The 26,570-nt window shown below is 70.6% G+C and carries 24 protein-coding genes; 20 read left to right on the top strand and 4 right to left on the bottom strand.

Translation table 11 applies throughout. The features are described 5' to 3' along the window. Positions 1-96 precede the first annotated feature (96 nt). The 10 genes from OHO83_RS18505 to OHO83_RS18460 all read left to right on the top strand — a co-directional run bounded on the left by OHO83_RS18505 (position 97) and on the right by OHO83_RS18460 (position 12,435). On the top strand, positions 97-1,893 hold the full coding sequence (locus OHO83_RS18505) for an ABC transporter substrate-binding protein (RefSeq protein ID WP_266673794.1): 1,797 nt from the start codon (positions 97-99) through the stop codon (positions 1,891-1,893). Positions 1,894-2,002: 109 nt separating this feature from the next. Next, complete coding sequence (locus tag OHO83_RS18500) at positions 2,003-2,980, top strand: ABC transporter permease (protein ID WP_266673796.1); 978 nt, start codon at positions 2,003-2,005, stop codon at positions 2,978-2,980. Positions 2,981-2,990: 10 nt separating this feature from the next. Next, the gene (locus tag OHO83_RS18495) at positions 2,991-4,052 is read left to right on the top strand and encodes an ABC transporter ATP-binding protein (protein WP_266673798.1); all 1,062 of its coding nucleotides are present in this window, start codon (positions 2,991-2,993) and stop codon (positions 4,050-4,052) included. 27 nt (positions 4,053-4,079) lie between these two features. Further along, positions 4,080-5,210, top strand: a complete 1,131-nt coding sequence (locus tag OHO83_RS18490; RefSeq protein WP_266673799.1) for an ABC transporter ATP-binding protein — start codon at positions 4,080-4,082, stop codon at positions 5,208-5,210. A gap of 103 nt (positions 5,211-5,313) precedes the next feature. Continuing rightward, positions 5,314-6,666, top strand: coding sequence for a serine hydrolase domain-containing protein (locus tag OHO83_RS18485; protein WP_330279635.1), 1,353 nt, complete (start codon positions 5,314-5,316; stop codon positions 6,664-6,666). An 84-nt stretch (positions 6,667-6,750) separates the two neighbouring features. Next, entirely contained in the window at positions 6,751-8,385 is a 1,635-nt protein-coding gene (locus tag OHO83_RS18480) for a peptide ABC transporter substrate-binding protein (protein WP_266673801.1), read from the top strand. A gap of 61 nt (positions 8,386-8,446) precedes the next feature. Then, positions 8,447-9,370, top strand: coding sequence for an ABC transporter permease (locus tag OHO83_RS18475; protein ID WP_266673802.1), 924 nt, complete (start codon positions 8,447-8,449; stop codon positions 9,368-9,370). Next, positions 9,363-10,391: an ABC transporter permease gene (locus OHO83_RS18470; RefSeq protein WP_389567687.1), complete on the top strand. Its 1,029-nt coding sequence runs from the start codon at positions 9,363-9,365 to the stop codon at positions 10,389-10,391. The genes OHO83_RS18475 and OHO83_RS18470 overlap by 8 nt, the downstream gene beginning before the upstream one ends. Before the next feature lie 6 nt (positions 10,392-10,397). After that, on the top strand, positions 10,398-11,372 hold the full coding sequence (locus OHO83_RS18465; RefSeq protein ID WP_266673804.1) for an ABC transporter ATP-binding protein: 975 nt from the start codon (positions 10,398-10,400) through the stop codon (positions 11,370-11,372). Continuing rightward, positions 11,365-12,435 carry an ABC transporter ATP-binding protein gene (locus tag OHO83_RS18460; protein ID WP_266673806.1) on the top strand — a complete coding sequence of 357 codons (1,071 nt, stop codon included), beginning with the start codon at positions 11,365-11,367 and terminating at the stop codon, positions 12,433-12,435. Before OHO83_RS18465 ends, OHO83_RS18460 begins: the two co-directional genes overlap by 8 nt. Before the next feature lie 159 nt (positions 12,436-12,594). Here OHO83_RS18460 and OHO83_RS18455 read toward each other — a convergent pair whose 3' ends face one another. Next, entirely contained in the window at positions 12,595-14,727 is a 2,133-nt protein-coding gene (locus tag OHO83_RS18455; RefSeq protein WP_266673808.1) for a S9 family peptidase, read from the bottom strand. A gap of 165 nt (positions 14,728-14,892) precedes the next feature. On the opposite strand from OHO83_RS18455, the gene OHO83_RS18450 reads away from it, so the two are divergent. From OHO83_RS18450 to OHO83_RS18415, 8 genes are all read left to right on the top strand, one after another. Then, entirely contained in the window at positions 14,893-15,087 is a 195-nt protein-coding gene (locus OHO83_RS18450; RefSeq protein ID WP_100596611.1) for a hypothetical protein, read from the top strand. Positions 15,088-15,118: 31 nt separating this feature from the next. Next, a complete protein-coding gene (mshB, locus tag OHO83_RS18445) occupies positions 15,119-16,012 on the top strand; it encodes an N-acetyl-1-D-myo-inositol-2-amino-2-deoxy-alpha-D-glucopyranoside deacetylase (protein WP_266673810.1) in 894 nt (297 codons plus the stop codon). Next, entirely contained in the window at positions 16,012-16,491 is a 480-nt protein-coding gene (locus OHO83_RS18440) for a DUF6113 family protein (protein ID WP_266673812.1), read from the top strand. Before mshB ends, OHO83_RS18440 begins: the two co-directional genes overlap by 1 nt. A gap of 143 nt (positions 16,492-16,634) precedes the next feature. Then, the gene (locus OHO83_RS18435; protein ID WP_266673814.1) at positions 16,635-18,584 is read left to right on the top strand and encodes a hypothetical protein; all 1,950 of its coding nucleotides are present in this window, start codon (positions 16,635-16,637) and stop codon (positions 18,582-18,584) included. A gap of 144 nt (positions 18,585-18,728) precedes the next feature. Then, positions 18,729-19,649 (top strand): ABC transporter ATP-binding protein, encoded by a 921-nt coding sequence (locus OHO83_RS18430; RefSeq protein WP_266673816.1) that lies wholly within the window; start codon positions 18,729-18,731, stop codon positions 19,647-19,649. Next, positions 19,646-20,386 (top strand): ABC transporter permease, encoded by a 741-nt coding sequence (locus tag OHO83_RS18425; RefSeq protein ID WP_266673817.1) that lies wholly within the window; start codon positions 19,646-19,648, stop codon positions 20,384-20,386. Before OHO83_RS18430 ends, OHO83_RS18425 begins: the two co-directional genes overlap by 4 nt. A 5-nt stretch (positions 20,387-20,391) precedes the next feature. Then, complete coding sequence (locus OHO83_RS18420) at positions 20,392-21,564, top strand: sensor histidine kinase (protein ID WP_266676610.1); 1,173 nt, start codon at positions 20,392-20,394, stop codon at positions 21,562-21,564. After that, positions 21,561-22,175, top strand: a complete 615-nt coding sequence (locus tag OHO83_RS18415) for a response regulator transcription factor (protein ID WP_266673820.1) — start codon at positions 21,561-21,563, stop codon at positions 22,173-22,175. Before OHO83_RS18420 ends, OHO83_RS18415 begins: the two co-directional genes overlap by 4 nt. Before the next feature lie 4 nt (positions 22,176-22,179). On the opposite strand, the gene OHO83_RS18410 is transcribed toward OHO83_RS18415, so the two are convergent. Together OHO83_RS18410 and OHO83_RS18405 are read right to left on the bottom strand one after the other, a co-directional pair. Next, positions 22,180-23,022, bottom strand: coding sequence for a transglutaminase-like domain-containing protein (locus OHO83_RS18410; protein WP_266673822.1), 843 nt, complete (start codon positions 23,020-23,022; stop codon positions 22,180-22,182). 11 nt (positions 23,023-23,033) lie between these two features. Next, positions 23,034-24,071 (bottom strand): GNAT family N-acetyltransferase, encoded by a 1,038-nt coding sequence (locus OHO83_RS18405; protein ID WP_266673824.1) that lies wholly within the window; start codon positions 24,069-24,071, stop codon positions 23,034-23,036. Positions 24,072-24,212: 141 nt separating this feature from the next. On the opposite strand from OHO83_RS18405, the gene fdxA reads away from it, so the two are divergent. Further along, complete coding sequence (gene fdxA / locus OHO83_RS18400) at positions 24,213-24,533, top strand: ferredoxin (RefSeq protein ID WP_030573070.1); 321 nt, start codon at positions 24,213-24,215, stop codon at positions 24,531-24,533. A gap of 102 nt (positions 24,534-24,635) precedes the next feature. Further along, positions 24,636-25,739 (top strand): bifunctional succinyldiaminopimelate transaminase/glutamate-prephenate aminotransferase, encoded by a 1,104-nt coding sequence (locus OHO83_RS18395; RefSeq protein WP_266673826.1) that lies wholly within the window; start codon positions 24,636-24,638, stop codon positions 25,737-25,739. A 128-nt stretch (positions 25,740-25,867) separates the two neighbouring features. Here OHO83_RS18395 and OHO83_RS18390 read toward each other — a convergent pair whose 3' ends face one another. Continuing rightward, positions 25,868-26,326, bottom strand: coding sequence for an ATP-binding protein (locus OHO83_RS18390; RefSeq protein ID WP_266673828.1), 459 nt, complete (start codon positions 26,324-26,326; stop codon positions 25,868-25,870). Positions 26,327-26,570 lie beyond the last annotated feature (244 nt).

Raw genomic sequence — 26,570 nt, 5'->3', positions numbered from 1 at the left:
ATCCCGAGGGGGAGCTGCCACCCGGGCGCCGGCCCACACCGGATGCGCCAGGCAGCACCAAAGGATCACTACTCACAGGCAGGTGGATCTAACTCCATGAGCATCCTTCGTACGCGCACGGCGCAGGCAACGGTCGTCGCGGTGACCGCCGGCGCGCTGGCACTCACCGGCTGCAGCAGTGGCAGCAAGAGCTCCGACAAGCCCGCGGGCAAGTCCCAGAAGGACGCCCTCGCGCAGGCCAAGCCGGTCATCATGGGCACCGCCCAGCAGTCGGTCGGCCCCGCCAAGGAGGTCCCGGGCGCCCGTAAGGGCGGCACCGTGCAGGTCTACCAGGAGACGGACTTCTCCCACCTGGACCCGGGTCAGATCTACGTCTCCGACGGCGGTCTCCTCTCCAAGCTCCTCTACCGTGGCCTGACCACGTACGTCGAGGACGACAAGGGCAACTCCACGGTCGTCGGTGACCTCGCCACCGACGCCGGCAAGTCCTCGGACGGCGGCAAGACCTGGACCTACACGCTGAAGGACGGCGTGAAGGACCAGAACGGCAACGTCATCACGTCGGGCGACATCCGCCACACGTTCGAGCGCCTGTACGCCTCCTTCGAGACGGACGGCCCGAGCTACGTCCAGCAGTGGCTGTCCGGCACGGGCACCAAGTACCGCAAGGCGTACGCCGGTCCGTACAAGGGCAAGCACCTGCCCGACTCGGTCCTCGCGACGCCGGACGACAAGACGATCGTCTTCCACTTCCTGACGCCGCAGACGGACACTCCGCAGGCGATGGCGATGGCCGCCTACTCGGTCGTTCCCGAGAAGACGGACACCAAGGAGAAGTACGACCAGGCGCCCGTCGCCACCGGTCCGTACAAGATCTCGGACTACAAGTCCGGCAAGAGCATGAAGCTGGTCCGCAACACCAACTGGGACGCCAAGACGGACCCGATGCGCCACCAGTACGTCGATGGCTTCAACATCGACTACAACCAGGACAAGGCCACGCAGACCAAGACGATCCTGGCCGACCGTGCCGAGGCCAAGAACGCCATCATGTTCACCGGCCAGATCGACGCCACCCAGCTGCAGAAGATCACCACCGACAAGGCGGTCATGAAGCGCACGGTGCAGGGCTACGCCCCGTACGTGTGGCAGCTGAACTTCAACATGGACCGCGTGAAGGACAAGCGCATCCGTGACGCCATCGCTCTGGCGATGCCGGCCACCGCGGCCGGCCGCGCCGACGGTGGTGCCTACGGCGGCGAGCCCGCGACCAGCCTGATGTCGCCCACCACGCCGGGCTACGACAAGACCTTCGACCCGTTCAACCGGGTGAAGAAGCCGAACGGTGACATCGCCGCGGCGAAGAAGCTGATCGACGAGGCCGGCGCCAAGGGCAAGAAGCTCGTCTACGCGTACGCCAACACCCCGGTGCGTACCACCCAGGCGAACCTCATCATCAACAACCTGAAGAAGATCGGCCTCGACATCCAGAAGAAGGAAGTCGACGCCGCGACCTGGTACGAGCAGATGGGCAAGGTCAAGAACGGCTTTGACCTCTACATGACCGGCTGGGGTCAGGACTGGGCGTCCGGCAACACCGTCTTCCCGCCGTCCTTCGACGGTGCGCAGATCCAGGACGGCGCGTCGAACTACTCGCACACGAACGACAAGCACGTGAACGACGAGATCGCGCGCATCCAGAAGATCACGGACACGGCTGAGGCCGCCAAGGAGTGGGAGAAGCTCTCCCAGTACATCTCCACCAAGATCAACCCGGCTGCCCCGATCTACTACACCAAGGTGTTCCAGATCGCCGGCTCCAACGTCGGTGGCCTGCGGTACTCGACGGTGACGAGCTACACCGACCCGACCGCGGTCTACCTCAAGAAGTAGTCAGTACAAGGCAGTTCCCGGGGATGAGGGCGCGGCGGTGCCCTCATCCCCGGGTCGCCGGCTCCCTCCTGGCCTCCCACCGCCGCCGTCCTGAGAGCAGCTCATTGCCATGCTTCGATTTCTCATACGCCGGACGCTCGGCGCAGCACTCATCCTTTTGCTGATCAGCGCCTTCACGTACTTCATGTACTTCGCCATCCCACAGGACCCGGCGACGCTCGCATGTGGCAAGAACTGCACTCCGGATGCGCTGGCGCTCATTCACAAGAACCTCGGCCTCGACAAGCCGGTCCCCGTGCAGTACTGGGACTACCTCTCCGGCATCTTCGTCGGACGTGACTTCGCGGTGGGCCACTGCTCCGCGCCCTGCTTCGGCGTCTCGTTCCGTAACAACCAGATGGTGTGGGACACCATGATGGACCGTCTCCCGCTGACGGTTTCCCTCACCTTCGGCTCCCTCATCGTCTTCCTGTTCGCCGGTCTCGGCGCCGGCCTGATGGCCGCCCGCTTCCGCGGCACCTGGCTCGACAAGACCTTCAGCGGCGCCTCGCTGGTCACCAGCTCGTTCCAGATCTACTTCATCGGCCCGGTCGTCATGGGTCTCCTGGTCTTCAGCACCGGCTGGCTGGACAAGCCCAAGTACGTGCCGCCGACCCAGGACCCGTGGGGCTGGTTCATGGGCCTGCTGATCCCCTGGATCGTCATGGCCACCATCTTCACGGCCAACTACACCCGTATGGCCCGCTCCTCGATGATCGAGCAGTTGCAGGAAGAGCACGTCCGAGCCGCCAAGGCCAAGGGCATGAGCGCCCGTTATGCCTTCTTCCGCTACGCCTGGCGCGGCTCGCTCATCCCGATCATCACCATCCTGGGCATGGACATCGGCGGTCTGCTCAGCGGTGGCATGGTCACCGAGCTGACCTTCGGCCTCGCCGGCATCGGCCGTCTCGCCCGTGACTCGGTCATCGGCAAGGACCTCCCCGTCCTCATGGGCGTCATGATCCTCAGTGCCGCCTTCATCATCGTCTGCAACATCGTCGTGGACGCTCTGTACGCCGTCGTCGACCCGCGCGTGCGTCTGTCCTAGGAGAACGACCGTGACCACAATCACCAAGACCGAGGACGTCCCGGCCCCCACCGGCGGCGACGCGTTCCTCTCGGTACGCGACCTGAAGGTGCAGTTCTCCACCGAGGACGGCATCGTCAAGGCTGTGGACGGGCTCTCCTTCGACATCGAGCGCGGCAAGACGCTCGGCATCGTCGGTGAGTCGGGCTCCGGCAAGTCGGTGACGAACCTGACCGTGCTCGGCCTGCACAACCGCAAGAGCACCCACGTCGAGGGCGAGATCCTCCTCGAGGGCAAGGAACTGATCACCGCCACCGAGCCCGAGCTCGAAAAGCTCCGCGGCAACAAGATGGCGATGATCTTCCAGGACTCGCTGACCGCCCTGTCCCCGTACTACACGGTGGGCCGGCAGATCTCCGAGCCGTTCCGCAAGCACACCGGGGCCAGCAAGAAGGAGGCCCGGGACCGGGCCATCCAGATGCTGGAGAAGGTGGGCATCCCCCACCCCAAGCAGCGGGTGGACGACTACCCGCACCAGTTCTCCGGCGGTATGCGCCAGCGCGCCATGATCGCCATGTCCCTGGTCTGCAACCCCGACCTGCTGATCGCCGACGAGCCGACCACCGCGCTCGACGTGACCGTCCAGGCGCAGATCCTCGACCTGCTCAAGGACCTCCAGCAGGAGTTCGGCTCCGCGATCATCATGATCACCCACGACCTCGGCGTCGTGGCGAACATGGCCGACGACCTGCTCGTGATGTACGCGGGCCGGGCCGTGGAGCGCGGCTCCGTGCGCGAGGTGCTCAAGTCGCCCGAACACCCCTACACCTGGGGGCTGCTCGGCTCCATGCCGCGCCTCAACTCGGACGTCGACGAACCGCTGCTGCCGATCCCCGGCTCGCCGCCGTCGCTGCTGAACCCGCCGAGCGGCTGCCCCTTCCACCCCCGGTGTGCGTTCACCGACAAGGTGGAAGGCGGCAAGTGCAAGGGCGAAAGGCCCACGCTGCCGGCCGACCGCGGCTCTGCCTGCCACCTGACGGCAGATCAGAAGCAGCAGGTGTTCATCGAGACGATTCAGCCCCGGCTGGGCTGAGCTGAAACCGGCGACTGGGGCATGACCATGAGCGAGAACAACCAGACCACCACGGCGGTCGCGGAAGCGATCCCGCAGCAGCGGGACGCGGACAGCGCACCGCTCCTCCAGGTCAAGGACCTGAAGAAGCACTTCCCGATCAAGGGCGGCTTCCCGATCCGGCGGACCATCGGCGCCGTCAAGGCCGTCGACGGCGTCTCCTTCGACGTCTTCAAGGGCGAGGCCCTGGGTCTCGTCGGCGAGTCCGGCTGCGGCAAGTCGACGACGGGCCGTCTGCTGACCCGCCTGTACGAGCCGACCCACGGCTCGATCACGTACAACGGCCAGGACATCAGCACGGCCAACCGCAAGCAGCTGGCGCCCATCAGGTCCGAGATCCAGATGATCTTCCAGGACCCGTACGCGTCGCTGAACCCGCGTCAGACGGTCGGCTCGATCATCTCCGGGCCGATGGAGATCAACGGCATCAACCCGCCCGGCGGCCGCGAGGCGCGCGTGAGGGAGCTGCTGGAGATCGTCGGCCTGAACCCGGAGCACTACAACCGCTTCCCGCACGAGTTCTCGGGCGGCCAGCGGCAGCGCATCGGCGTGGCCAGGGCCGTGGCCCTCGAGCCGAAGCTGATCGTCGCGGACGAGCCGGTCTCCGCGCTCGACGTGTCGATCCAGGCCCAGGTCGTCAACCTGCTGCAGAAGGTGCAGCGGGAGATGGGCATCGCGTTCGTCTTCATCGCCCACGACCTGGCCATCGTGCGGCACTTCTCGCAGCGCGTCGCGGTGATGTACCTGGGCAAGATCGTGGAGATCGCCGACCGCGACTCGCTCTACAACCGCCCCCGTCACCCGTACACGCACGCGCTGATGTCGGCCGTGCCGGACGCGGACATCGACGCGGTGAAGAAGGAGCGGATCCGCCTGGAGGGCGACGTCCCCTCGCCGATCTCGCCGCCGTCCGGCTGCCGCTTCCGCACCCGGTGCTGGAAGGCGCAGGACAAGTGCGCCACGGAGGAGCCGCCGCTCGTCCAGATCTCCGGGAGCCGCGAGGGTCACCTCACGGCCTGTCACTTCCCGGAGGACCCGACGACGGCGGACCGCGGCGAGGACATCGTGCTCGACCCGGCCCTCGCGGCCCTCGAGGGCGAGTCCGACCAGGACGCCTGACCGTCCACGCCTTGGACCGAGCACGGCCCGTCACCGGTGACCCACCGGTGACGGGCCGTCGGCGTATCCGGGGCCGGCGGTCGTGGCGGCCACGGTGTGGACGATGATCCAGGAACGAGCGGGCGAGGGAGAGGGGCGGCACATGCTGGACGACCTCGGGGCGCGGTGCGCGCGGGCGATGGCGGAGCACGGGTGCCCGTCCGTCTCGGTCGCGGTCGCGGTGCACGGCGAGGTGGCCCTGGCCGAGGCGTACGGGTTCGCGGACACCGGTGCGGGGATCCCGGCCACGACGCGGACCCCGTACGCCCTCGCCTCCGCCACCAAGCCGGTCACGGCCGCGGCGGTCTGCGTGGCGGCCGACGACGGGCTGCTCGACCTGGACGCGCCCGGCCCGCTCGGCGCGACCCCGCGTCAGCTCCTGCGGCACCGGGGCGGGCTCGGCGCGCACTACGACTTCCACTACGGCGAGGAGGGCGAGCCGGCCGTGGACGCGGAGCCGTACACGCGGCTCCTCCGCGCGCCCGGCTCCGGTTTCGAGTACGCGAACCTCGGCTACCGGCTCCTCGGCCGGCTCCTGGAGGAAGCCACCGGGCGGGACCTCGCCGGATACGCCCGGGAGCGGGTCCTCGGGCCGCTGGGGCTCGACGGCTTCCGTATCGCCACGGCCTGCCCGGGAGCCGCGACCCGCTACACCCCCGACGGGCGCCCTTACCCGGAAGGCCTGCGTACCAGCCATCCCGGCGCCACGCTCGGCTGGGCGACGGCCTCCCAGCTCGCCCTCTTCGCCCAGTCCTGGCCGCGGCTCCTGAAGCCGCAGACGGCCGCCGCGGTCCTCGACGCCGTCCCGATCGGCGAGCACCTCGGCTACGGCCTCGGCTGGTGCGTCTCGCGCGGCGAAGGACCCCTTCTGGTGAGCCACGGCGGCGGCATGGGCGGCGTGGCCGCGATGGCGGTGTCAGCGCCGGAACTCGGCCTGTCCGTGGCGGTCCTGACGAACACGACGGCGAAGGCGGCCCGCGACGCGGTCGTCAACCACGTCCTCGGCGAGCTCGTGCCCGGCTTCGCTCCCGAACTGATCTCACCGGTGTTCTCCGTGCCCGCGCACGCCTTCACCCTGAAGGAGGGGGAGTGGGCGGGCCACGCCTCGACACCGGAGGGCGAGGTCCCGCTGCGGCTGCGGATCCTGCCGGGCGCCCGCGCCGAGGTCACCACCGGCGGCGAGACCGCCACCGCCCCCGTCGACGCCACGGCCACCCTCGCGCTGCGCGGCTCCTTCCCCGTACAACTGCCGACCGCCGACGCGAGGGTCAGCAGTCCGGTGCTCGGTCTGGAACTGCGTCCGGACGAGGGGCGGCTGACCGGGGTGGCCCGTGTGTACAAGGAGGGCGACCGGGAGGGGCTGATCGGCAACCTGCTGACCCACCCGTGCGAACTGCGGCTCGTACGGCCCGACTGAGAGTGCGTTACGTGCCTTTACGGACGATATTTGGGCCTAAGTGCCGTAAGGCGCCGACCCAGAAGCACTCCGAGGAGGCAGTCCATGCGTGGAGCCACGCACGCCAAGTGGGCCGTATGCGCGGTGGCCGTCGCTCTCGCTGCGACGGCCTGTGGTGGTGGGGGCAACAGCGGCGGCAGTGGCGGCGACGGCTCAGGGGTCGTCCGTTCGTCCTGGGGTGACCCGCAGAACCCGCTGGAGCCCGCGAACACGAACGAGGTCCAGGGCGGCAAGGTCATGGACATGCTCTTCCGTGGTCTGAAGCGCTACAACTCGAAGACGGGCGCCGCCGAGGACATGCTCGCGGACAAGATCGAGACGACGGACTCGATCAACTTCAAGATCACGGTCAAGGACGGCTGGACGTTCTCCAACGGGGAGAAGGTCACCGCGCAGTCCTTCGTGGACGCCTGGAACTACGGCGCGGACCTGAGGAACAACCAGAAGAACGCCTACTTCTTCGGCCAGATCGACGGCTACGACAAGGTCCACCCCGACTCCGGCACCCCGAGCGCCACCAACCTGTCCGGGCTCAAGGTCACCGGCCCCCTGACCTTCTCGGTCAAGCTCAACCAGAAGTTCTCGCTGTGGCCCGACACCCTCGGCTACGCGGCCTTCGCCCCGCTCCCCAAGGCCTTCTTCGACAACCACGCCGCGTGGGTGAGCAAGCCGATCGGCAACGGCCCGTACACGATCGAGAGCTACACCAAGGGCTCCCAGATGTCCCTGCGCAAGTGGGACGCCTACCCGGGCACCGACAAGGCGCAGAACGGCGGTGTGGACCTGAAGGTCTACACCGACAACAACACGGCGTACACCGACCTGACGGCCGGCAACCTCGACCTCGTCGACGACGTCCCGGCCTCGCAGCTCAAGAACGTCAACGCCGACCTCAACGGCCGGTACATCAACACCCCCGCCGGCATCATCCAGACGCTCGCCTTCCCCTTCTACGACCCCGCGTGGAACAAGGCGGACAGCGACAAGGTCCGCAAGGGCCTGTCGATGGCGATCAACCGCAAGCAGATCACCGAGACGATCTTCCAGAAGACGCGCACCCCGGCCACGGACTGGACCTCGCCGGTCCTCGGCAAGGACGGCGGCTTCCAGGACGGGCTGTGCGGCGACAGCTGCGACTACAACCCCGGCGAGGCCAAGAAGCTGGTCCAGGAGGGCGGCGGCATCCCCGGCGGCCAGGTGAAGATCGGCTACAACGCCGACACCGGCAGCCACAAGGAGTGGGTCGACGCCGTCTGCAACAGCATCAACAACGCGCTGGGCAACGACAAGGCCTGCGTGGGCCTGCCCACCGGCACCTTCGCCGACTTCCGCAACAAGATCACGCAGAAGAAGATGTCGGGCCCGTTCCGCGCCGGATGGCAGATGGACTACCCGCTCATCCAGAACTTCCTGCAGCCGCTGTACTACACCAACGCCTCGTCCAACGACGGCAAGTGGTCCAACAAGGAGTTCGACAAGCTCGTCGACCAGGCCAACGCCGAGTCCGACCGCGCCAAGGCCGTCAAGATCTTCCAGCAGGCCGAGGGCGTCGTCAGGGACAACATGGCGGCCATCCCGCTCTGGTACCAGAACGGCAGCGCCGGCTACTCCGACAAGGTCTCCAACGTCGCCCTCAACCCGTTCAGCGTTCCCGTCTACAACGAGATCAAGGTCAGCTGACGCCCGGGGAGCGGCAGTCCGGTCCTGAAGGGCGGCCGCTCCCCCCGATTCGGGAGCCCGTATGGGTCGTTATGTGATCAGGCGTCTGCTGCAGATGATCCCGGTCTTCTTCGGCGCGACGCTGCTCATCTTCCTGATGGTCAACGTGATGGGCGACCCCATCGCGGGACTGTGCGGCGAAAAGCAGTGCGACCCCGCCACGGCCGCTCAGCTGGAGAAGGAGTTCGGCCTCGACAAGCCCGTCTGGCAGCAATATCTGACGTACATGGGGAACGTCTTCACCGGCGACTTCGGCACCGCGTTCAACGGCCAGAAGGTCACCGAACTGATGGCGGCCGCCTTCCCCGTGACGATCCGCCTGACCATCGTGGCGATCCTCTTCGAGATCGTCATCGGCATCTCGCTCGGCGTCGTCACCGGCCTGCGCCGCGGACGTCCCGTCGACACCACCGTGCTGCTGCTCACCCTGGTCGTCATCTCCGTCCCGACCTTCGTCACCGGTCTGCTCCTCCAGCTCCTGCTCGGCGTCGAGTGGGGGATCATCAAACCCGCGGTGTCCACGGAGGCGACGTTCTCCGAACTGATCGTCCCCGGCCTCGTGCTCGCCTCGGTCTCCCTCGCGTACGTCACCCGGCTCACCAGGACCTCGATCGCCGAGAACCGCCGCGCCGACTACGTCCGTACGGCCATCGCCAAGGGCCTGCCGCGCCGTCGCGTCATCGTCCGGCACCTGCTGCGCAACTCCCTGATCCCCGTCGTCACCTTCATCGGCACCGACATCGGGGCCCTGATGGGCGGCGCCATCGTCACGGAGCGGATCTTCAACATCCACGGCGTCGGCTACCAGCTCTACCAGGGCATCGTCCGGCAGAACACCCAGACCGTCGTCGGCTTCGTGACCGTCCTCGTCCTCGTCTTCCTGACGGCCAACCTGATCGTCGACCTCCTGTACGCCGTACTCGACCCGAGGATCCGCTATGCCTGAACCCGAGCCGCCGGAGCCCTACTCGTCGGGCGGCGGCCTCGTCCCGGAGGACGGAGGAGCCATCGCCGCGACGGGCGCGGGCGGCGCCATGGACCTCGCCACGAGCGAGGGGACGACCCTGGAGCAGCGGCCATCGGCCGCTGCCGGCGGCCCCCTGGGCACGGGACCCGCGGGCAAGCCGAGAAGCCTCTGGTCGGACGCCTGGCGCGATCTGCGCCGCAACCCGATCTTCATCATCTCGGGCCTCGTCATCGTCTTCCTCGTGATCATCTCGATCTGGCCCTCGCTGATCGCCTCCGGCAACCCGCTCTCCTGCAACCTCGCCAAGGCCCAGGAGGGCTCCCAGCCCGGCCACCCCTTCGGCTTCGACGGCCAGGGCTGCGACGTCTACACGCGCACGGTGTACGGCGCCCGCACCTCCGTCACCGTCGGCGTCTGCGCCACCGTCGGCGTCGCCCTGCTCGGCAGCGTCCTCGGCGGACTCGCCGGGTTCTTCGGCGGGGCGTGGGACGCGATCCTGTCCCGCGTCACCGACGTCTTCTTCGCCATCCCCGTCGTGCTCGGCGGCCTGGTGCTCCTGTCCGTGGTCACCAGCTCCACCGTCTGGCCGGTCATCGGGTTCATGGTGCTGCTCGGCTGGCCGCAGCTCTCCCGCATCGCCCGCGGCTCCGTCATCACGGCCAAGCAGAACGACTACGTGCAGGCGGCGCGGGCGCTCGGCGCCTCCAACTCCCGGATGATGCTGCGGCACATCCTGCCCAACGCGATCGCGCCGGTCATCGTCGTCGCCACCATCGCGCTCGGCACGTACATCTCCCTCGAGGCGACGCTCTCGTACCTCGGCGTCGGCCTGAAGCCGCCCACCGTGAGCTGGGGCATCGACATCTCCGCGGCGTCGCAGTACATCCGCAACGCCCCGCACATGCTGCTCTGGCCCGCCGGCGCCCTCGCGATCACCGTGCTCGCGTTCATCATGCTCGGCGACGCGGTGCGCGACGCCCTCGACCCCAAGCTGAGGTAGGCGCCCATGCTGCTCGAAGTGCGCGATCTGCACGTGGAGTTCCGGACGCGCGAAGGGACCGCCAACGCCGTCAACGGCGTCAGTTACACCGTCGACGAGGGCGAGACCCTGGCCGTGCTTGGCGAGTCGGGGTCCGGCAAGTCCGTGACCGCCCAGGCGATCATGGGCATCCTCGACGTCCCGCCCGGCAAGATCAGCGGCGGCGAGATCCTCTTCCAGGGCGCGGACCTCCTCAAGCTCAAGGAGGACGAGCGGCGCAAGATCCGCGGCGCGAAGATGGCGATGATCTTCCAGGACGCGCTCAGCTCCCTCAACCCCGTGCTGTCCGTGGGCGAGCAGCTGGGCGAGATGTTCACCGTCCACAGGGGAATGTCCCGCAAGGACGCCAAGGCCAAGGCCATCGAGCTGATGGACCGCGTCAGGATCCCCGCCGCCAAGGAGCGGGTCGGCCAGTACCCGCACCAGTTCAGCGGCGGCATGCGCCAGCGCATCATGATCGCGATGGCGCTCGCCCTGGAACCGGACCTGATCATCGCCGACGAGCCCACCACCGCCCTCGACGTCACCGTCCAGGCCCAGGTCATGGAGCTGCTCGCCGAACTCCAGCGCGAGCTCAGGATGGGCCTCATCCTCATCACGCACGACCTCGGCGTGGTCGCCGACGTGGCCGACAAGATCGCCGTCATGTACGCGGGCCGCATCGTCGAGACGGCGCCCGTGCGCGAGATCTACAAGGCGCCCGCTCACCCGTACACCAAGGGCCTGCTCGAATCGATCCCGCGCCTGGACCAGAAGGGCCAGGAGCTGTACGCGATCAAGGGCCTGCCGCCCAACCTGATGCGCATCCCGCCGGGCTGCGCCTTCAACCCGCGCTGCCCGATGGCCCAGGACGTGTGCCGCGCGGACGTGCCCCCGCTCTTCGAGGTGAGCCCGACGCGCCGGAGCGCCTGCTACTTCTGGAAGGAGACGCTCGATGGCTGACCTGGCGAAAGAGGCGCACGTCGCCGCCGTGCCGGCCGGTGAGCCGATCCTGGAGGTCAGCGGGCTGGTCAAGCACTATCCGCTCACCCAGGGGATCCTGTTCAAGAAGCAGATCGGCGCGGTCAAGGCCGTCGACGGCGTCGACTTCGTGCTCGGCCGGGGCGAGACCCTCGGCATCGTCGGCGAGTCCGGCTGCGGCAAGTCGACCGTCGCCAAGATGCTGGTCAACCTGGAGCGGCCGACCGCCGGGCAGATCAAGTACAGGGGCGAGGACATCACCAAGCTGTCCGGGCGTGCCCTCAAGGCCGTACGCCGCAACATCCAGATGGTGTTCCAGGACCCGTACACGTCTCTCAACCCGCGCATGACGGTCGGCGACATCATCGGGGAGCCGTACGAGATCCACCCCGAGGTCGCGCCCAAGGGCGACCGGCGCCGCAAGGTGCAGGACCTCCTGGACGTCGTCGGGCTCAACCCGGAGTACATCAACCGGTACCCGCACCAGTTCTCCGGCGGCCAGCGCCAGCGCATCGGCATCGCCCGCGGCCTCGCACTGCGCCCCGAGATCATCGTCGCCGACGAGCCGGTCTCCGCGCTCGACGTCTCCGTGCAGGCGCAGGTCATCAACCTGCTCGACAGCCTCCAGAACGAATTCGACCTCTCGTACGTCTTCATCGCCCACGACCTGTCGATCGTGCGGCACATCTCCGACCGGGTCGGCGTCATGTACCTCGGGCGCATCGTCGAGATCGGGACCGACGAGCAGATCTACGAACACCCCACGCACCCCTACACGCAGGCGCTCCTGTCCGCCGTGCCCGTCCCCGACCCGGAGGCGCGCGAGCACCGCGAGCGGATCATCCTCACCGGCGACGTGCCGTCCCCGGCCAACGTGCCCTCGGGCTGCCGTTTCCGCACCCGCTGCTGGAAGGCGCAGGAGCGGTGCGAACTGGAGGTGCCGGCGCTCGCGGTGCCCGCCGTGTTCCGCATCGGGGACTCGCCGGCGAAGCACGACTCGGCCTGCCACTTCGCCGAGGAGAAACACGTCGTCCCCACCGAGTAGGCGTACGTGTCGCGACAAATGCGCATCAACTTCGTTAACACACAGGCAACTTGACCGTCGCGGCACCGATATACGAACGCGTCAGGCTGAACAGCGTACGGCCGTGCGGGTGCCGTGGACCGGCCGGGGCGCGCCATGTCGCCCCGGCCGGTCGCTTTTCTAGACCAGCCCCAGCGAGCGCTTCAGGAAGTCCACCTGGAGCAGGAGCAGGTTCTCCGCGACCTGCTCCTGCGGCGTCATGTGCGTCACGCCCGACAGCGGCAGCACCTCGTGCGGGCGGCCCGCGGCGAGCAGCGCCGACGACAGCCGCAGGCTGTGCGCCACCACGACGTTGTCGTCGGCCAGGCCGTGCACGATCATCAGCGGCCGGTGCTGCCCCGCCGCCGCGGCCAGACCGTCGTCGGTGACCAGCGAGTTCTTCGCGTACACCTGCGGCGAGGCCTTCGGGTCGCCCAGGTAGCGCTCCGTGTAGTGGGTGTCGTAGAGCCGCCAGTCCGTGACCGGGGCGCCCGCGATGCCCGCGTGGAAGACGTCCGGGCGGCGCAGGACCGCGAGCCCCGCCAGATACCCGCCGTACGACCAGCCGCGGATCGCCACCCGGTTCAGGTCGAACGGGAAGGCGTCGGCCAGCGCGTGCAGCGCCGTGATCTGGTCGTCGAGCGTGAGCGTGAGGTCGTCGCGGACCGCCTTCTCCCGGGCGGGGGAGTGGCCGGGGGTGCCGCGGCCGTCCGCGACGACCACCGCGAAGCCCTGGTCGGCGAACCACTGCGACGTCAGATGCGGATTGTGCGCGGCGAGCACCCGCTGCCCGTGCGGGCCGCCGTACGGGTCGAGCAGCACCGGCAGCGGCCCGTCCCCCTGCTCGTACGAGGAAGGGAGCAGGACGGCGCACGGGATGCCCGCCGCCTCCGTGAGCGTCAGGCGGGGGCTCAGCGAGGGGCGCTCGGCGTGCGAGGTGACCGTCGCGATCTGCTTGCCGTCCCGCATCACCCGCACCCGGGTGCCCGGCTCGTCGGTGCGGGCGGACGCCAGGACGGTCACGCCGCCCGCGCGCACCGCGGAGTGCACGCCCGGCTCGTCCGAGACGCGCTCCACACCCAGCTCGTTGACCCGGTACACATGCACCTCGCCGGTCTCCCGGTCCGGCGCCGCCGAGCCCGCCGACGCCGAGATGAGCACGTCGCTCTCACCCACGTCCAGGACCGCCCGCACATGCAACTGCGGGCCGGTCAGGGGCCGTTCACCGACCGCGAGGACCCGCGCCCCGCCCTCGTCCGCGACCCGCACGAGCTGCCCGCTCGGCGACCACGACGGCACGCCCTGGAACAGCTCCAGCCACTGCCCGTCCTCGTCGGCGTGCACCATCCGCGTCGAACCGTCCTCGACGTTCACCGCGAGATACAGCTCACTGAGCTGGTCACGGGCCTGCACGAGGATCAGCGGCGCCCCGTTGGCCGACCAGTGCACCCGCGCCAGATACGGGTACCTCGCCCGGTCCCACGACACCTCGGTGCGCGAGCCGTCCAGGCCGACGACGAAGAGCCGCACCTCCGCGTTGGGCGTGCCCGCCGCCGGATACGCGTTGCGGGCGGGCTTGCGGTCCGGGTGCGCCGGATCCGCGATCCACCAGCGCCGCACCGCCGCGTCGTCCGCCCGGGCCACCAGGAGCCGGTCCGAGTCGGGCGACCACCAGAAGCCCCGCGAGCGGCCCATCTCCTCGGCCGCGATGAACTCCGCGAGCCCGTACGTGACGGTCGACGTCTCGCCCTCGCCCGGCTCGGCGAGGGCCCGGTCGCCCTCGCCGTCGGCGCCGACGACGCGCAGGGCGCCCCCGGACACGTACGCGACATGGCGGCCGTCCGGCGAGGGGCGCGGGTCGATCAGCGGACCATGACGTGCGGGCTCGCGCAGTTCACGGGTCGTGCCCGCGCGCAGCTCCGCGGTGAACAGCCGCCCCGACAGTGCGAACGCGGCCAGCTCCACGGCCGCGTCCGTCGCGTAGGAGACGATGCCCGCGGCGCCCTCGCGGCTGCGTTCGCGGCGCGAGCGCTCCTCGTCCGACAGGTTCTCCTCGGCGCCGCCGAGCAGGACCCGCGGATCGGCGGCGATCCGCTCCTCGCCGGACGTCACGTCCAGCACCCACAGCGCGTTCGCCCGATCGGTGCCGGACCCGGACCGCAGGAAGGCGACGCGCTCGCCGTCGGGCGCCACCGTGAACGCCCGTGGTGCGCCGAGCGTGAAGCGCTGGGTGCGGGCGTGCTGGCGCGGAAAGGAGAGAGGCTCGGTGGTCATCCCCCGACCCTATGGGGCCGTGCCGTCGTGCGCCCCCCTTGCTGCCATGCACCGACTCATGCGTCGGGACGGATAGTTATGATCCATAGCGCTGCGTGGGTAAGAAACGCTCGGCTACCGCGTGGCGTACGGCAGTTGGACTCGGATCAAGGGAGGTGGACCGCTGTGGCACTCTCGATTTCGGCAGTGGTGCTGTTCGCGATCATCGTCTTCATTCTGATCAGGAAGTCAGGTCTGAAGGCCGGACACGCGATCGTCTGCGTCCTGCTCGGGTTCTACCTCGCCAGCTCCTCGATCGCCCCCACCATCAGCGAGCTCACGACGAACGTCGCGGGCATGATCGGCGGGATCAAGTTCTAGTCGCGCCGTCGGGAGTCCTAGGCTGGGACGCATGACGGAACTGCCCGACCGGCGTCTGCTCCTCGTGCACGCGCACCCCGACGACGAGTCGATCAACAATGGCGCCACCATGGCCAAGTACGCGGCCGACGGTGCCCACGTCACCCTGGTGACCTGCACCCTCGGCGAGGAGGGCGAGGTCATCCCGGACGTTCTCGCGCACCTCGCCCCGGACCGCGAGGACATCCTCGGTCCGCACCGCATCGGCGAGCTCACCGCCGCCATGAAGGAGCTCGGGGTCACCGACCACCGCTTCCTCGGCGGCCCCGGACGCTTCCGCGACTCCGGGATGATGGGCGCCGGGCAGAACGACCGGCCGGGCGCCTTCTGGTCCGCCGACCTGGACGAGGCCGCCGCGTATCTCGTCGAGGTGATCCGCGAGGTCCGTCCCCAGGTCCTCGTCACCTACGACCCGGACGGCGGCTACGGCCACCCCGACCACATCCAGGCCCACCGCGTCGCCATGCGCGCCGCCGAACTCGCGGCCGAGCCCGCGTTCCGCCGGGACCTGGGCGACGTCCACACCGTCGCGAAGATCTACTGGAACCGTGTGCCCAGGTCCGTGGCCGAGGAGCGCTTCCGGTGGCTGGCCGGTGTCCTCGGCTCGACCCCGTACGGGAGCGCGGCCGGGATCGGCGACGTGCCGGGCGTCGTCGACGACGAGCGGGTCACCGCCGAGATCGACGGCCGGGCCTTCGTCGCGGCCAAGACCGCCGCGATGCGCGCCCACGCCACCCAGGTGGAGATCGCACCCGGCGGCGAGCCGGTCTTCGCCCTGTCGAACGGGCTCGCCCAGCCCGTCTTCGACGTGGAGTATTACGAGTTGGCGCGCGGCGAGGCAGAGACGCCGTACGAGACGGACCTGTTCGCGGGAGTGGTGGCGTGATGAGTGGCGCAGACAAGTCGGGCAACCCGGCCAAGTCCGGCCGCCCGCGGGCGTCGAGCGGCACCGCGACGCCCGCGGGCGGCCCGCCCGTCCGGCCGGCGGCGACCGGCCTCGACGGCGGGCACATCGCCGTGCTGGCCGGGCTCCTCGTGCTCGGCGCGCTCGTCGGTGTGGCCGGATCCCTCGTCCAAGGCGGCCTGTTCCCGGGCGGGTTGCTGCTCGCGCTGCTCGGCGCGGCCGGCGCGTTCCTCGGCGGGGCACGGGCGACGGGCACCAGGGGAGGGGCCGTCGCACCCGCCGTGGGCTGGGCCGTCGCGGTCATCCTGCTCACGGCGAGCCGGCCCGAGGGCGACTTCCTCTTCGGCGCGGGAACCGGCTCCTACCTGTTCCTTCTCGGCGGGATGGCCGTCGCTGTGATGTGCGCCACCCTTGGTCTGTCGCGGCAACCACCGGGGCCCGCCGCCCGACTTGGGAAGTGACGTACCACTTCGGCCTGTGCCCCGCACAGGTTTCGTCGGCGGTCACCGGATGCGTTCCGGCCGCGGCCAGTATGGTGGTGCGCGCCGCCGAGCAGCCCGCGTGAGGTCGAGACGGGCGGCGGAGCCAACCGGGAGAACCTGCTTTGAGCCGTGAAACTGACAGTTCGTCCTCCGGGCCCCAGGGGCGCGGCGGTGCCGCGTACCCCTCGGGGACGCCTCCGTACGGCACCCCCGCCCAGGGCGCCGGTCCCGGCGACGGCGCGCCCGGCGATGCCGGGCAGCCCGCCGAAGGCCGGCCGGTCCCCGAGGAACGCAAGACGGAGACCACGCTGACGACGCGGATCCGGATCAACATCCCCGGATCGCGCCCCATCCCGCCCGTCGTGATGCGCACGCCCATGAGCGACGTGGACGCGGGACCCGCCACCCCGGACCCGGCCGCCGCGCCGGCCCCGGCACCTCAGCCCCCCGCCGCCCCCGCTCCCCGGACCCCTCCTTCGGGTGACGGCCAGGGCGCACCGGCAGCGGAGGAGAAGACGAGCAGCTGGTTCGCGCCGCGCAAGTCGGGCGCCCCCCAGGGGAGCGCGTCCGCCTCCGGCAGTCCGGCCCCGGGCAACTCCGGCGCGGTGCCAGGCCAGTCGGGCGGCTCCGGCGCCTTCGACGTGTCCGGCGCGGTCGCGGCCGGGCCGCTCGGCGACACCGCGTCGCACGGCCGCCCGCCACAGCCCGGGAACCCCGGCGACCCGCACCGCGGCGACCTGCCGTACTTCGCCGGGAACGCCGACGGCTCGGGCCCCGGCGTCCCCCCGCGCGGCCCTTCGGGCCCGACCACGGGACCCGCCGGCGGCGACAGCCCCATGGCGCGTCCCGGCGGACCTGTCGGTGGCCCTCCCGGCGGTCAGCGGCCGCCGCAGATGAGCGACGACACCGCGATCCTCACGCCGCAGAAGCCCGCGCCCGAGCCGGGCCAGGGCGGCCATGTCTCGGGCGAGACGCTCACCAGCGGTATCCCGGTCGTCCCGCCGGGCCTCGGTGGACCGAACGCGCCGTTCGCCCCCGGCGGCCCGCGTCCCGAAGGACCGCTGCCGCACACCCCGCCGAAGCTCCCCGACCCGGTCGGCCAGAGCGCCCCGGCCGCGCCCCGCAAGAAGAAGGGCCGCAACAAGCTCGTCCTCGCCGGCGCGGGCGTCGTGGGCCTCGCGGGTGTCGCGTACGGCGCCGGTCTGCTGATGAACCACTCGGACGTGCCCAAGAACACGACCGTGCTCGGCGTCGACATCGGCGGCGGCACCCGTGACGAGGCCGCGGCCAAGCTCGACACCGCGTTCGGCAAGCGCACCACCGACCCGCTCCAGCTCTCGGTCGACGGCAAGTCCGTGCCGCTCAGGCCGGACCAGGCGGGTCTGAGCCTGGACAGCACGGCGACGGTGGCGGCGGCCGCGGGCAGCGACTACAACCCGGTCTCCGTGATCGGCTCGCTGTTCGGCAACGAGCGCGTCGTGGAGCCGGTCATGCCCGTCGACGAGGAGAAGCTGCAGGCCGCCCTCGATCGGGCCGCCGGCGGCGCCGAGTCCGGCGACGGCACGATCAAGTTCGTCCCCGGCAAGGCCATCGCCGTGTACGGCAAAACGGGCAAGGGCATCGACGTCGCCCGGTCCTCCTCGTCCGTGGAGGAGGCGTACCGCACCCATGTGGAGACGGGCGCCTCGCGGCCCGTGCCGATGGCGACGACGACCCGCAAGCCGACCGTCCCGAACGCCGAGGTCGACCGGATGATGAAGGAGTTCGCGGAGCCGGCCATGTCCGCGAACGTCGTCATCAAGGCGGGCAACGCACAGATCCCGTTCGGCCCCGCCAAGTCACTGCCGCAGATCCTCAGCGTCAAGGCCATCGACGGCAAGCTCGTCGACTACTACGACAAGGACGCCCTGAAGAAGCTCTACGGCAACACGTTCGACGGCATCCTCATCACGCGCGGCACCGGCAAGAAGACGCCGGTGACGCCCGAGGACGTCATCGGCGTGATGCGGCAGGCCCTCAAGGGCAAGACGCCCGCCGAGCGCACCGGGGTCATCGAGACCAACCCGGGATAACCGGCACGCACGTCACACACCGGGCGGGTCCCTTCACGGGGGCCCGCCCGCCGTGCTGCCGCCCGCGGACATGACATCTGTCATCCCGGACTCCGGCCTCCCGACACTGCCGGGCACCCGACCCCGCCCGCCACCATGGGTTCCATGACAACGACAGCACAGGCCACCGGGGTGGTCAGCTTCGAGCGGGTGAGCAAGAGCTACGGGGACGTCAGGGCCGTGGACGGGCTCACCCTCGATCTGCACCCGGGCGAGACCGTCGCCCTCCTCGGCCCGAACGGCGCGGGCAAGTCGACCACCCTCGACCTCCTCCTCGGCCTGCGCCCGGCCGACACCGGCACCGTCCGTGTCTTCGGCACCAGCCCCCGCGACGCGATCGTCCAGGGCCGCGTCGGCGCCATGCTGCAGAGCGGCGGCCTGATGGACGAGGTCACCGTGGCCGAGCTCGTGAAGCTCGCCTGCGCCCTGCACCCCAAGCCGTACAAGCCGGGCGAGGTGATGTCCCGGGCGGGCATCGCGCAGATCGCCGACCGCAAGGTCAACAAGCTCTCCGGCGGCCAGGAGCAGCGCGTGCGCTTCGCCCTCGCCACCGCCGGGGCCAACGACCTCATCGTGCTCGACGAGCCGACCACCGGCATGGACGTCTCGGCCCGCCAGGCGTTCTGGGCCACGATGCGCGAACAGGCCGACCAGGGCCGCACGGTCCTCTTCGCCACGCACTACCTGGAGGAGGCCGACGCGATCGCCGACCGCGTCCTCGTCCTGCACCGCGGCCGCCTCCTCGCCGACGGCACCGCCGCCGAGATCAAGGCCAGGGCGGGTGCCCGCAAGGTCGCCTTCGACCTGGAGGGCTACATCGACGAACAGGCCCTGCGCGCCCTGCCGTTCCTCACCACCCTCGACGTGTCGGGCCGCACCGTCCGCCTCCAGTCGAGCGACGCCGACGCCACCGTGCACGCCCTGTACGGACTCGGTGTCTACCCCCGCAACCTGGAGGTCGCGGGCCTCGGCCTGGAGCAGGCCTTCGTAGCCATCACCACGGCCGAGGAGGCCAGGACGTCATGAACAGCCTGATCAAGCTCGAGATCACCCGAGCCCTGCGCAACAAGAAGTTCCTGTTCTTCTCCGTCGTCTACCCGTCGGTCCTGTTCCTGCTCATCGCGGGCAGCTCCGACAGCTCGACCATGGTCGACGGCACCGGCCTGAACCTCGCCGCGTTCATGATGGTGTCGATGGCGTCCTTCGGCGCCCTGACGGCCGTCCTCATGGGCAACAGCGAGCGCATCGCCAAGGAGCGCGAGAGCGGCTGGGTGCGCCAGCTGCGCCTGACGACGCTCCCCGGGCGCGGCTACGTCCTCGCCAAGACCGCCGGCGCCGCCGTGGTCAGCCTGCCGTCCATCGTCGTCGTCTTCGTCGTGGCGGCCGTCACCAAGGGCGTACGGCTCGACGCCTGGCAGTGGCTCGCCCTCGTCGTCGCGATCTGGGCCGGCAGCCTGTGCTTCGCCGCGCTCGGCGTCGCCATCGGCTACCTCGCGACCGGCGACGCCGTCCGCCCCATCACGATGATCGTCTACTTCGGCCTGTCGATCCTGGGCGGCCTGTGGTTCCCCTCGACCGGCTTCCCGCAGTGGCTCAGCGACATCGCGTCCTGGCTGCCCACACACGCGTACGCTGCCCTCGGCCAGGCCATCGAGCTGGGCAACGCCCCGCACGGCAAGGACGTCACGCTGATCGTCGCCTACTTCCTGGTCTTCGCCGGCGGCGCGGCCTGGCTGTACCGGAAGGACACCCTGAAGGCGTGAACGCCATGACGTCGGACGAGATCAGGCTCACCGGCATGGGGCAGCCGCCCCGCAACCACCGTGAGGCCCTGCGCAAGCTGCTGTGGATCGGCATCTGGCTGGTCTTCATGGCGGATCCGATCGACGACCTCGTCAACGGCGGCCACACGGCCTGGGCCACCGCGCTCGGCTGGCTCGGCCTGGTCGCCTTCATCGGTGTCTACCTGGCGCTCGTCTTCCGCCACACGGCCCGCGCCATGCGCCTGGGGCGGCTGGCCGCGATCCTCGGGGCACTCGCCGCGGTCGCCGTCGTCATGTCCCTCACGCTCGGCGCCCCCTGGCTCGTCCTGTTCGTGTACGTCTCCGTGTCCTGCGGGGCGGTGCTGCCCATGCGGTACGCCCGCTGGACGATCGTCGCGGTCACGGCCGCGATGGTCCTCCTCGGGGTCCCGCTCGGCCGCGGCTGGGACCTCGGCCTGGTCGTCCCCGCCCTCCTCGGCGGCTTCGCGATGACGGGCGTACGGCAGCTCGTGCGCACGACCGTCGAACTGCGCAGGGCGCGCGCCACCGTCGCCCAGCTCGCGGCCAACGAGGAGCGCCTGCGCCTCGCCCGGGACCTGCACGACCTCCTCGGCCACTCGCTCTCCCTGATCACGCTCAAGAGCGAGCTCGCCGGGCGCATGCTCCCCGAGCACCCCGAGAAGGCGGCCCAGCAGGTCGCCGACATCGAGCAGGTCAGCCGCCAGGCACTCGTCGACGTCCGGGAGGCCGTCACCGGCTACCGGCGCGCCCGCCTCGGCGCCGAACTGGCCGGAGCGCGCGCCGCGCTGGCCGCCGCCGGCATCGAGGCCGAGGTCCCCGCGGACGCGCCCGACGACCTGCCCGCCGAACAGGAGGCCGCCCTCGCCTGGACCCTGCGCGAGGCCGTCACCAACGCCGTACGGCACAGCGGCGCCCACCGCTGCACGGTCGGCATCGCCCGCCGCCAGACCCTGGACGGCCCCGTCATGGAGCTCAGGGTGGAGGACGACGGGGCCGGCGCCGCGGCGGGCGGCAGCGGCGTACCCGGCAACGGCCTGACGGGCCTGCGCGAACGCGTGGAGGGCGTCGGCGGCACCCTGGAGGCGGCGCCCGTACGGGACCGCGGGTTCCTGCTGGTGGCCCGGGTGCCCGTCGGCTCCGTAGGATCCGCCGCATGAGCGCTCAGATCAAGGTCCTGCTCGCGGAGGACCAGTCGATGGTGCGGGAGGCCCTCGCGGCGCTCCTCGGCCTCGAACCCGACATCGAGGTCGTCGCCCAGGTGGCGCGCGGCGACGAGGTGCTGGAGGCGGCCCGCGCACACGCCCCCGACGTGGCGCTCCTGGACATCGAGATGCCCGGCATGACCGGCATCGAGGCCGCCGCCCAGCTCAGCGAGCACCTGCCCGCCCTCAAGGTCGTCGTCCTCACCACGTTCGGCCGCCCCGGCTATCTCCGTACGGCGATGGAGTCCGGCGCCCATGCGTTCCTCGTCAAGGACGCCCCCGCGGCCCAACTCGCCGAAGCCGTACGCAAGGTGCTCGCCGGCGAGCGTGTCATCGACCCCACCCTCGCGGCCGCCGCGCTCGCCGGGGGCGCCAACCCGCTGACCGACCGCGAACGCGAGATCCTGCGCGCGGCGGCCGACGGCTCGACCAACGCCGAGCTGGCGGCGGCCCTGCACCTGTCGCAGGGCACGGTCCGCAACTACCTCTCGACGGCCATCCAGAAGCTCGCCGTGCGCAACAGGGCGGAGGCGGTACGGATCGCCCGCGAGAAGGGCTGGCTGTAGCCGGTCAGTTGAGCATCGCCCGGGCCGCCCGCGCCTGCGCGCGCACCGTTTTGGCGGCGGTGGCGTCCACGGCGCCCACCACATCCGCGTACGCGTCCAGCTCCGCCGCCCCCGCGAGGAAGTCCCCGCTGCGGACGAGGAGTTGGGCCCGCTCGTAGCGCAGCCGGGCCGGGTGCGCGGGCAGCAGCAGCGACAGCTCGACCGCCCACAGCGCCACGTCCGACCGCTCCGGCCGCGCGGCCGCCCACGCGCCGATGTTGTTCAGGATCCGCAGCACGACATCCAGCGGATCGGCCGGTTGCAGCATCGCCGCGTTCAGCGGCGCCCCCGTCGCACCGGCCACGAGCAGCTCCGCGTCCGCGCCGGTCAGCACCCGGCCCCCGTCGAACGGGTCGGCGAGCACCTGATCCTGCGCGGGCCCGAAGCCGACCACGAAGTGCCCCGGCAGCGCCACCCCGTACACCGGCGCCCCCGCCCGCCGCGCGACCTCCATCCACACCACCGACAACAGGATCGGCAGGCCCCGCCTGCGCCGCACCACCTCGTGCAGGAGCGACGACTCCAGACGCTCGTAGTCGCCCGGCGTGCCACGGAAACCACAGCGGGCACCCAGCAGCTCGGCCAGCGCCGTCGCCCACGCCAGCGGCCCGCCGGGCCGGAACGGCACCTGCCCGGCGAGCCGGTCGAGGTCCATCTGGACCGCGTCCATACCGGCCTCGTCGAGCGAGCCGTCCGCCTCGGCGGCCACCAGCAGGCACAGCTGCGACAGATCGGGCCGCTCCGCCCGCGCCTCCTCGGCGAACCGCCGGCGCAGCTCCTCGGAGCGGGGTGAGATGTGGGGGGACATACGTGCCTCGCTCAGTGTCCGGCCGGGTTCGGGTCCCGGTCCGGGTCCGGGTGCGGTTCCGGTGCGCGGTAGTGGTGGTACGCGTGGTGCGCGGCGAATCCCAGCCGCCCGTACAGCGCCTGAGCCCCCCCGTTGTCCGCCTCCACCTGGAGCCAGGCCGCCGACGCGCCCTCCTCCAGTGCGCGCCGCGAGAGCGCCGTCATCACGGCGGACGCCAGGCCCTGGCGCCGCCGTGACGGAGCCACCTCGACCGCCGCGAAACCGGCCCACCGCCCGTCCACGACGCACCGCCCGATCGCGTCGGGCTCCCCGCCCTCGCCCGGCACGGTCGCGAACCACACGGAAGGCCCGGCGGTCAGCACCTTCAGGGCCACCTCGCTCGCGCCCTTGCGCTGGTACCGGCCGAGCCACGCCTCGCCCGGCTCCCGCGTCAGCTCGACCCCGGCGCCCAGGTCCACGCCGTCCGCGACCGGCGCGAGCCCGCCGACCCACATCTCCGCGCTGACCTCACGCACCCACGCCCGCGCCTCCAGCTCCGCGCACAGCAGCTCCTGCGTGCCCTCGGCGCCGGTCGCGGTCTGGATGTACGCGGGCAGTCCGCGCCGCTCGTACCAGGCACGGACACGGGAGAGCGCCTCGTCGAGGGGGAGCCCCGGATCACCCAGTGGCAGCACCGAATTGGCCCGCCGGGTGAACCCGGAGGCGGCCCGCAGCTCCCAGTCGCCGAGCCGCTCGCTCTCCACCGGCTGCCACGCGCGCGCGGCCACCCGCGCCAGCTCCTCGTACGACGCGGCGGGCCCCCGGCGCCGGGCGGGCGCGGCCGGCACGACCTTCCCCGCGACCAGTGACGATTCCGGAATCCGGACCTGCTCGCCACCCCGCTTTGTGATGAGCAGCACACCCGCGTTCCACGATGTGAGAACTCCGACCGTGTCGGTGAACTTCCCACCCTGCGAGCCGCCCTCGGTCAGCCGCCGCACAGACACACGTTTTCCCACGTCAGAGGCCGTCAAGCGAACCTCGAGCCGTCCGCCCGCAGTGAATTCCACAGCTCCGTCCACCCCTCCTGTTCGGATCATGCCCAGGAACGGAGATACTAGGTGCGGGCATCGACGACGCCGCGCTCCCGCGCGCCACGCGGACGGAGCCGCAGATCGGCCCGCCGCGCCCTATCGAGGAGGAACGACAGCGTGACCTACGTCATCGCGCAGCCTTGTGTCGACGTGAAGGACAAGGCGTGCATCGAGGAGTGCCCGGTCGACTGCATCTACGAGGGCTCCCGGTCCTTGTACATCCACCCGGACGAATGCGTCGACTGTGGAGCCTGTGAGCCGGTCTGCCCGGTCGAGGCGATCTTCTACGAGGACGACACTCCCGAAGAGTGGAAGGACTACTACAAGGCGAACGTCGAGTTCTTCGACGAGCTCGGTTCGCCCGGCGGCGCCAGCAAGCTCGGCCTGATCGAGCGCGACCACGCCTTCATCGCCGCGCTTCCGCCGCAGAACCAGTAAGCGGGCCGCATATCGCGCCGCCCCGGTCCCGTACGGCACGCCCGCCGTACGGGACCGAGGCGTTTGCCCAAGTGCGCAGCATGTACGAAAGAAGTGAGCCAGGTGTCCGCAGTCTCCGACCGCCTTCCCACGTTCCCCTGGGACAAGCTCGAGCCGTACAAGAAGACGGCCGCCGCCCATGAGGGCGGGATCGTCGACCTCTCCGTCGGCACACCGGTCGACCCGGTGCCCGAGCTGATCCAGAAAGCGCTGATCGCGGCCGCGGACTCGCCGGGCTATCCCACGGTGTGGGGCACGCCCGAGCTGCGGGACGCCCTCGTGGGCTGGAGCGAGCGGCGCCTCGGCGCGCGCGGGTTCACCCACCACAACGTCCTGCCGATCGTCGGCTCCAAGGAGCTCGTGGCCTGGCTCCCGACGCAGCTGGGCCTCGGCCCCGGAGACAAGGTCGCCTACCCGCGCCTGGCCTACCCGACGTACGAGGTCGGCGCCCGCCTCGCCCGCGCGGACCACGTCGCGTACGACGACCCCACGGAGCTCGACCCGACCGGGATCAAGCTCCTGTGGCTCAACTCGCCCTCGAACCCGACCGGTCGCGTCCTGTCCAAGGACGAACTGACCCGGATCGTCGCCTGGGCACGCGAGCACGGCATCCTCATCTTCTCCGACGAGTGCTACATCGAGCTGGGCTGGGAGGCAGACCCGGTATCGGTCCTGCACCCGGACGTCTGCGGCGGCTCGTACGAGGGGATCGTGTCGGTCCACTCGCTCTCGAAGCGGTCGAACCTCGCCGGCTACCGGGCCGCCTTCCTGGCCGGTGACGCCGCCGTCCTCGGCGACCTGCTCCAGATCCGCAAGCACGGCGGCATGATGACGTCCGCCCCGACGCAGGCAGCCGTCGTCGCGGCGCTCGGCGACGACGAGCACGTACAGGAGCAGCGCGGGCGCTACGCGGCCCGCCGCGCGGCCCTGCGCGACGCCCTGGTCGAGCACGGCTTCCGTATCGAGCACAGCGAGGCGAGCCTCTACCTGTGGGCCACGCGCGACGAGTCCTGCTGGGACACCGTGGCGCATCTGGCGGAGCTGGGGATCCTGGTCGCGCCCGGCGACTTCTACGGTCCCGCGGGCGACCGGTTCGTCCGCGTGGCGCTGACGGCGAGCGACGAGCGCGTGGCCGCGGCGGTCGAGCGCCTGAGTCAGGGCGCCTGAGCCACGGCGTCTGAGTCAGGGCGGCTGAGCTGGGTGTCCGAGTCACTGCTCACGGCACAGCGAAGGGGGCGGGGAGCCTGTCGTCACAGGCTCCCCGCCCCCTTTCACTCTTGCTGCCTGCCGGATGCTCAGCCGAGCGGCAGGCCCTGCGTCGGCAGCTCGCCCGTGGCGGGGAGAGCGCCGGTGGGCAGGCCGCTGCCGAGGGAGTCGGTCGGGATGCCGCTGTGGGTGGCCGCGCCCGTGGTCTTGCCGACCACGTCACCGGCGCTGCCCGCGACGTCACCGGCCGCCTTCTGGGCGGCGGGGGTGACCGTCTTGGCGCTCCGGCCCACGGCCTTGCCCGCGGTCGGCACGGCCTTCTTCACGGCCTTGCTGCCCGCGTCACCGGCGAGGCCGCTGACGTTCTTGGCGGCGCCGTCGACGGTGTTGCCGACGTTCGCGCCGTCGAGCGCGGTGAGGCCGCCCACGTTCGGGGTGGCCGGGAGGTCTACGGCGCTCGCGGATCCGGCCGCTCCGACCACGGGAGCCGCTCCCGCTGCGATCAGCAGCGCGGCACGGGCGATCCGGCGGGTCAGGGGGAGGGACATTGATGCTCCTTAGACGGGAGAGAACGGTGGTGTCAGGCGCCGGGTGCCCGGCGCTCGGACGCAGTGACTACCGCTCGAAGGTCGCGAAGGTTTCGCTCCCGTAACGTAAAGAGTTGGCAATGTGTCGCATTATCATCTGCGGCGAAAAACGGGCAAACGGCACGCACTCCGCGAGGTCGTAAAGCGCCTACGTCCCTTTGCCCGCAAGGGATTTCCGCATATGCCCACGGGGTCTGCGAAGAAC

This window comes from Streptomyces sp. NBC_00569, assembly GCF_036345255.1.
Taxonomy (GTDB): Bacteria; Actinomycetota; Actinomycetes; order Streptomycetales; family Streptomycetaceae; genus Streptomyces.
The sequence above is the reverse complement of the archived record's forward strand: the minus strand, read 5'-3'. Positions and strand labels throughout refer to the sequence as shown.

Excerpts from the sequence above, each read along its gene's own strand:
- OHO83_RS18425 (WP_266673817.1), top strand. The coding sequence starts at position 19,646 with ATGAACAGCCTGATCAAGCTCGAGATCACCCGAGCCCTGCGCAACAAG.
- OHO83_RS18420 (WP_266676610.1), top strand. The coding sequence starts at position 20,392 with ATGACGTCGGACGAGATCAGGCTCACCGGCATGGGGCAGCCGCCCCGC.
- OHO83_RS18465 (WP_266673804.1), top strand. The coding sequence starts at position 10,398 with ATGCTGCTCGAAGTGCGCGATCTGCACGTGGAGTTCCGGACGCGCGAA.
- OHO83_RS18490 (WP_266673799.1), top strand. The coding sequence starts at position 4,080 with ATGAGCGAGAACAACCAGACCACCACGGCGGTCGCGGAAGCGATCCCG.
- OHO83_RS18455 (WP_266673808.1), bottom strand. The coding sequence starts at position 14,727 with ATGACCACCGAGCCTCTCTCCTTTCCGCGCCAGCACGCCCGCACCCAG.
- OHO83_RS18430 (WP_266673816.1), top strand. The coding sequence starts at position 18,729 with ATGACAACGACAGCACAGGCCACCGGGGTGGTCAGCTTCGAGCGGGTG.
- OHO83_RS18390 (WP_266673828.1), bottom strand. The coding sequence starts at position 26,326 with ATGTCCCTCCCCCTGACCCGCCGGATCGCCCGTGCCGCGCTGCTGATC.
- mshB (WP_266673810.1), top strand. The coding sequence starts at position 15,119 with ATGACGGAACTGCCCGACCGGCGTCTGCTCCTCGTGCACGCGCACCCC.
- OHO83_RS18460 (WP_266673806.1), top strand. The coding sequence starts at position 11,365 with ATGGCTGACCTGGCGAAAGAGGCGCACGTCGCCGCCGTGCCGGCCGGT.
- OHO83_RS18415 (WP_266673820.1), top strand. The coding sequence starts at position 21,561 with ATGAGCGCTCAGATCAAGGTCCTGCTCGCGGAGGACCAGTCGATGGTG.
- OHO83_RS18475 (WP_266673802.1), top strand. The coding sequence starts at position 8,447 with ATGGGTCGTTATGTGATCAGGCGTCTGCTGCAGATGATCCCGGTCTTC.
- OHO83_RS18505 (WP_266673794.1), top strand. The coding sequence starts at position 97 with ATGAGCATCCTTCGTACGCGCACGGCGCAGGCAACGGTCGTCGCGGTG.
- OHO83_RS18480 (WP_266673801.1), top strand. The coding sequence starts at position 6,751 with ATGCGTGGAGCCACGCACGCCAAGTGGGCCGTATGCGCGGTGGCCGTC.
- OHO83_RS18410 (WP_266673822.1), bottom strand. The coding sequence starts at position 23,022 with ATGTCCCCCCACATCTCACCCCGCTCCGAGGAGCTGCGCCGGCGGTTC.
- OHO83_RS18440 (WP_266673812.1), top strand. The coding sequence starts at position 16,012 with ATGAGTGGCGCAGACAAGTCGGGCAACCCGGCCAAGTCCGGCCGCCCG.
- OHO83_RS18500 (WP_266673796.1), top strand. The coding sequence starts at position 2,003 with ATGCTTCGATTTCTCATACGCCGGACGCTCGGCGCAGCACTCATCCTT.
- OHO83_RS18485 (WP_330279635.1), top strand. The coding sequence starts at position 5,314 with ATGATCCAGGAACGAGCGGGCGAGGGAGAGGGGCGGCACATGCTGGAC.
- OHO83_RS18470 (WP_389567687.1), top strand. The coding sequence starts at position 9,363 with ATGCCTGAACCCGAGCCGCCGGAGCCCTACTCGTCGGGCGGCGGCCTC.